Below are 5695 nucleotides of genomic sequence, written 5' to 3' on the forward strand. Positions count from 1 at the left end.
GTCCTTTCGCGTCAGCGGGACGGAGTTCTTTCTTTTTACCAGGCTAAAAGTAGCTGAAAGCACACTATGCAGATCCAGAGCCGCCAACAGTAGAAGAAGTAGAAGAAGATGATAGCGTTCCAGGGATCCCAGACGTGCGTTTTGATGCCTACGACCCGGGCGAGGGGTTTTACGACGAGCTGTTTTTGGGGCGTAACCAGCCCCGTCCTGAGGCGATCCCGCTGATTGAGCGCATTCATTCTCTGGAAGAAGGGGAACTGCAGCAGCGGCAAGCGGCGGCGCAGGCGGCCCTCTTTCAAATGGGGGTGACCTTCAACGTCTATGGCGATAGCCAGGGCACGGAGCGAATTTTCCCCTTTGACATCATTCCCCGCATCGTCTCGGCTTCCGAGTGGCAGCGGCTGGAGAAGGGTCTCAAGCAGCGCATCCACGCCCTCAACCTGTTCATCGACGATGTTTATCACGACCAGAAAATCCTCAAGGATAGGGTGATCCCTGCCGAGCTGATCGAAACGGCCAAGGGATTTCTGCGGCCCTGTGTGGGGCTCAACCCGCCGGGGAGAATTTGGTGCCACGTCACCGGCACCGACCTGGTGCGGGATCGGGACGGGACTTGGTACGTGTTGGAAGATAACCTGCGCTGTCCGTCGGGAATCTCCTACGTGCTGGAAAATCGGCGGGTGATGAAAAGCACCTTTCCCTCCCTGTTCAACACCATGGGGATCCGCCCGGTGGACGACTACCCTAGCCATTTGTTGGATACTCTGCTCTACCTGGCGCCGCACCTAGCCAATCCAACGGTGGTGGTGCTCACCCCCGGCATCTACAACTCCGCCTACTTCGAGCATTCTTTCCTCGCCCAGCAGATGGGGGTGGAGCTGGTGGAAGGACGGGATCTGGTGGTGGCAGATGGCTATTTGCAAATGCGCACCACCAAGGGGCTGCAGCGGGTGGATGTGATCTACCGCCGTATCGACGACGACTTCATCGATCCCCTTGCTTTTCGCCCTGATTCCCTCTTGGGGGTACCCGGCCTGTTTGAGGTCTACCGGTCGGGGCGGCTGGCGATCGCCAACGCTTTGGGAACGGGGGTGGCGGACGACAAGGTGATCTACGCCTATGTGCCGCAGATGATCCGCTACTACCTGGGAGAAGAGGCCATTTTGCCCAACGTGCCCACCTACCTCTGCTGGGATCCCAAGGATCAGGCGTATGTGCTGGAGAACCTGGACAAGCTGGTGGTGAAGGCAGCCAACGAGTCGGGTGGCTACGGCATGTTGATGGGATCCCAGGCTACACCGGCAGAGCGGTCTGCTTTTGCCGAGAAAATCCGCGCCCAGCCGCGCAACTACATCGCCCAACCCACCCTGTGCCTTTCTCGCGTGCCCACCTTGGTGGATCGGGGGGAAGGCCCCCGTCTAGAACCCTGTCATGTGGACTTGCGGCCCTATATCCTCTACGGCAAAGAGATCTACGTTCACCCAGGGGGGCTGACCCGCGTCGCCCTCAAGAAGGGATCTCTGGTGGTGAACTCCTCCCAGGGGGGCGGCAGCAAAGATACCTGGGTGCTCTGCGCGGATCCCGGCTGTTGAGAGACGGCTTGCAAAATAGGTTCAGAGCCGCTCGCCCGAACCTCTGCTCCACCGGCCAAAGCGGCTGGCATGCTGAAGCGCCAAATCCACGTAGTGCTGGGCGTGAAGGCGCAGTTGCTCGACCTCTTCCTCGGTGAGGGTGCGGATAACCTTGGCCGGGATCCCCGCCGCCAAAGAGCGAGGTGGCACAGACCGGGTGACCACCGCTCCAGCTCCCACCATGCTGCCCGCCCCGATGGTGACCCCGCTCAAGAGAACGGCCCCAATCCCGATCAGACATCCCCCCTCGATGTGGGCACTGTGGATGACCGCTCGATGGCCTATGGTCACTTCCTCGCCAATCAGGGTCGGCTGTCCGGGATCCCCGTGCAGAATGGCTCCATCTTGGATATTGCTGCGGCGGCCAATGACAATGGGCGAGAGATCCCCCCGCAAGATGGCCCCGTACCAGATGCTCACCGCTTCCGCAAGTTGGACATCGCCGATCAGTGTGGCATTGGCGGCAATAAAGGCTGCCTCATCTACTCCCGTCGGCTGCCGATCCAGCCCAATTGGCCAGGTGTCCTGTTTTTCTCGTTGCATTTAGAGTCGAGGCCGTTCATGTCAGTTGGGCTTGACGTTGAGAGAGTAGAGAGGATTCAGACGGTTGCAAGGGGCGAATGGCAAAGAAAGTTTCGTAGATGCAATCGCCAACGTGGTTCATTTGTAGCTGCAATTTGTCGAGAAACTCATGTAAGCCCTGCTCCATAATGTCGTCGATGGTTAGGTAGTCCAGCTCAGAACGCAGGCGGCCCAAAGCTCGCTCGCTGGGATCCCGCCAAGTATCGGCTGGGGTGCCGGTGATCTGGTGCAGGGATCGATCCGCATGAATAAGACAAAACTGAATGGAGCGGGGAAATTGCCGATCCAAAATGAGAAAAGAGGCCACCTCCCTGGGATTGATGCGGTGTTGGCGGCTGTGTTTCCGATACATTTCATAAGCACTGGCCGACTTCAGCAAAGCAATCCACTGCAACTCATCCAAAGCCGTACCCACGTACTGCAGAGAGGGCAGCAAAATAAAATACTTAACATCCAAAATGCGCGCCGTTTTGTCCGCCCGCTCCAAAAGACGGCCAATCTGGCCAAAATGCCATCCTTCCCCATGGGTCATGGTGGCATCCATCACCCCGGCGAATAGGTGGCTGGCCAGTTTCACTTCCGTGAAAAAATCATGGAGCTGACTCAGGTGGGGGCCTTGCTGAGCCGCTTCTTTGACCATCAAATAAAAGCGGTTGACCCGCTCCCACATTTCTGAAGAAATGACCTCCCGCACAGAACGGGCATTTTCCCGCGCCAGCCGCAAACAGGAAAGGATGGAGTTGGGGTAATCCCTATCAAAAGCCAGGAACTGGATGACCGTTTCTTGGGTCGCCTGGCCATAACGCTGGTAAAACAGCTCCTGATCCCCGGTGGTGTAGACGATGGGATCCCACTGCTGGGCGGGACCGCTGGGCAAGTCTAGGATGAGGTTGAGATTGACATCGATGAAGCGGGCGATGTTCTCGGCGCGCTCCACGTAGCGGTTGAGCCAGTAGATGGAATCGGCCACGCGACTCAGCATGCTGTTACCTCCTCTGGAGTTTCTTGTCTCCGCGCTCCGTTCAAATTCAACAAACGAAGCAGCCGCCGCACCTTCACCAGCAGCACCCCCGTTAGGCCAGTCAGGATCCATCCTATCCAGTCGGCTGGGGTGCCCAGATAGCGCACCTCCACGCGATGATCCCCCGGTGGGATCCGCACCTGCAACAGCCCCACTCCGCTGTGCTCAGCAGACGTGAGGCGACCATCCACCTGTACCCGCCAAGCAGGGTAGTAAAAAGTGCGCAGGACTACCCATCGGTCCTGAGCAGTGGGGTTAACGGCCCGAAAACGACGGTAGCCATAGCTCCACCGTTCCACTTCCAACAGTGGCTCCAGATTGCCTTGCTCTTGTCCAAAATCCACTACGTCCCCCTGCCACCGCAGCAGCGGATCCACCTCTGGGGGCGGCATGGGCAGCGTTGCCTGGCGAGGCCGGTATTCCAGCACATCCACCAGCGCCAGCCCGTCGGGAAAGCGCCAGTGCATGTGGAGAAAAGCAATGCCCGGTCGCTCCTGGGGCTCGTTGGGAAATTGCTTGGCGGCAGACAGCTCTTGAAAAGTCTGGATGGTTTGCGGGTCAAACCTGGCTCTGGACAAGACCTGCCAGCCCTGCCAGCTTTGTATCCCCATGGCCAGACCTATCCCCACAATCAAGAGGATCCTCAAGCCCTTTTGTCCCCACCCCCAGGCGGCCAGGGATCCCAACAGCCAGGGCACGGTTACCGCCGTCACCGCCATCCAGCGCCAAGAAAACTGAATGCGGCGCAGGGGCAAAACCCACTCGTAGAGCCAACCCAGCAGATCCGTCATCATCAGCAAGGCCACCAAGCTGGCCCCCAAGCTGTAGAGCAGGATGGCTTTGGCCAGGGGAGCATGGGATCCCAAGGCATCAAAGGACTCCGTCTCGTTAGCGCGAACGGAATGGATCGGGGTCATCCCCCTTGTCCTGCGGGCCAGCCATTCCCAGAAAACCAGGATCCCAGCACCCAAGACAACGGCCACCATCCAGATCCAGTACCCCACCAGGCCGCTCTCAAACCAGTGCTGCGTCAGTTGTGGCTGGAGCCGGGTCAGCCCACTCACCATCAAACGATGTTGGGGCATGTACTCTTCGACGAAATTGACGAAGTCCACCTGGACAAAGCGCTGATCCCAAAAGGCGGGCAGCAGATAAAACGCCGTCCACCCCAGCCCCAGCCCAAACCCCAAGTAGCAGCGCCCCACCCTGGGCCAGAGGGGATCCCGACGGCTCAGCACCCACGGCAGGGGCAGCCAAACCAGGGTAAACAGCAGCAGGGTTGGCAAATGAGACAGCACCAACAGGCCATAGCTAATGGCTAAGGCCACAATCGGCCAAAGGGACTGGGGCCGGCAGATCACCTGGACTGAGGCCCAGAAAATCCAGGGAGAGACAGCAATGGCCCACACTTCCCCCATTGCCCCCCGTTGGTAAATATCCACCAGCCAATAGGGGCCGGCCATACCCGCCAGAGCCAAAACCAGAGCCCAAGCCCAGGGGATGAGTTGCCGGAGAAGGGCATACAGCCCTGCGCCAAAGACTGCCATCGCCAAGCCCATGCTGGCCACCAGGGATCCGGGCATATCCAGCCCCAGCAGGCGAAACGGCAGAGGGGCCACCATGCACAGAGGGGGGTAAAAGGCAAAGGTAGGATTGCCGTAGCCGAAGTTGGAATACTCTAGCCAGCGGGGGTAAAACTGCCCGCCGAAAAACTGTCGTTGATACTGAAAGGCCCAACTGAGGTTGAAGTGGGTGGAATGAGTGATGGGATATCCCTGGTGCAGCATGGGCCAGAGCAGCACCACGACTCCCACCAGCAACCCTATCCCAACACCCCTCTCCGGTTGGCACAACGCTTTTAGCATTTCTCGGCGTTGTCCCCATCCTCTACCTCGAAGGGCCCAGACTTCCCCCCATACTTGCGCAGCAGCCGGATGTGTTCGATCACCATCGTCTTCTCCAAGGCCTTGGCCATGTCGTACAGGGTGAGGGCGGCCACCGAAACTGCTGTCAAAGCCTCCATCTCCACCCCTGTTTGGGCGTTGGTTTTTACTGTAGCGGTGATCAGAAAGCCGGGCAGATGGGGATCCGGATTCAGATCCACGGTGACGCTGCTCAAGGGGAGAGGATGACACAGCGGGATCAGATCGGCGGTGCGCTTGGCAGCCATGATCCCGGCCAGCCGGGCCGTTTCCACCACATTCCCTTTGGGCCCTTGACCGGCCAGAATAGCCTGCAAAGTCGTTTCTGACATGCGTACCTGCCCTTGGGCAGTGGCCAAACGGGCAACCGTGGGCTTATCTCCTACTTCCACCATTTGTGCTCGGCCAGAGGCGTCCAGGTGGGTGAGGGCTTGCCCAACAAAGGACTCTGTCCTGCTGGCGCGACTAGAACTCGAATCCGATGGCACCCCGGCCTCCCACAATCCTTAAGAGCTGAAGAGCATGACTCTAGTCAATAA

5 protein-coding genes are annotated in these 5695 nt (G+C 58.9%); 1 reads left to right on the forward strand and 4 read right to left on the reverse strand.

Annotated features, from left to right (window positions below; translation table 11 throughout):
• The first annotated feature begins 134 nt into the window (after positions 1 to 134).
• A complete protein-coding gene (locus NW818_RS00955; RefSeq protein WP_414423586.1) occupies positions 135 to 1592 on the forward strand; it encodes a circularly permuted type 2 ATP-grasp protein in 1458 nt (485 codons plus the stop codon).
• A gap of 21 nt (positions 1593 to 1613) precedes the next feature.
• Here the strand turns inward: NW818_RS00955 and NW818_RS00960 are convergent, their stop codons facing one another.
• Genes NW818_RS00960 through moaC form a run of 4 tightly spaced genes read right to left on the reverse strand, consistent with a single transcriptional unit; the run spans position 1614 to position 5644 of the window.
• Positions 1614 to 2174 carry a gamma carbonic anhydrase family protein gene (locus NW818_RS00960; protein ID WP_414423587.1) on the reverse strand — a complete coding sequence of 187 codons (561 nt, stop codon included), beginning with the start codon at positions 2172 to 2174 and terminating at the stop codon, positions 1614 to 1616.
• 16 nt (positions 2175 to 2190) lie between these two features.
• On the reverse strand, positions 2191 to 3195 hold the full coding sequence (locus tag NW818_RS00965) for an alpha-E domain-containing protein (protein ID WP_414406613.1): 1005 nt from the start codon (positions 3193 to 3195) through the stop codon (positions 2191 to 2193).
• Positions 3189 to 5048 carry a hypothetical protein gene (locus tag NW818_RS00970; protein ID WP_414423589.1) on the reverse strand — a complete coding sequence of 620 codons (1860 nt, stop codon included), beginning with the start codon at positions 5046 to 5048 and terminating at the stop codon, positions 3189 to 3191. The genes NW818_RS00965 and NW818_RS00970 overlap by 7 nt, the downstream gene beginning before the upstream one ends.
• Positions 5049 to 5092: 44 nt before the next feature.
• A complete protein-coding gene (moaC, locus tag NW818_RS00975; RefSeq protein WP_414423588.1) occupies positions 5093 to 5644 on the reverse strand; it encodes a cyclic pyranopterin monophosphate synthase MoaC in 552 nt (183 codons plus the stop codon).
• Positions 5645 to 5695: the final 51 nt, after the last annotated feature.

Origin of the sequence: Synechococcus sp. R6-5, assembly GCF_047461775.1 — a bacterium.
Classification (GTDB): domain Bacteria; phylum Cyanobacteriota; class Cyanobacteriia; order Thermostichales; family Thermostichaceae; genus Thermostichus.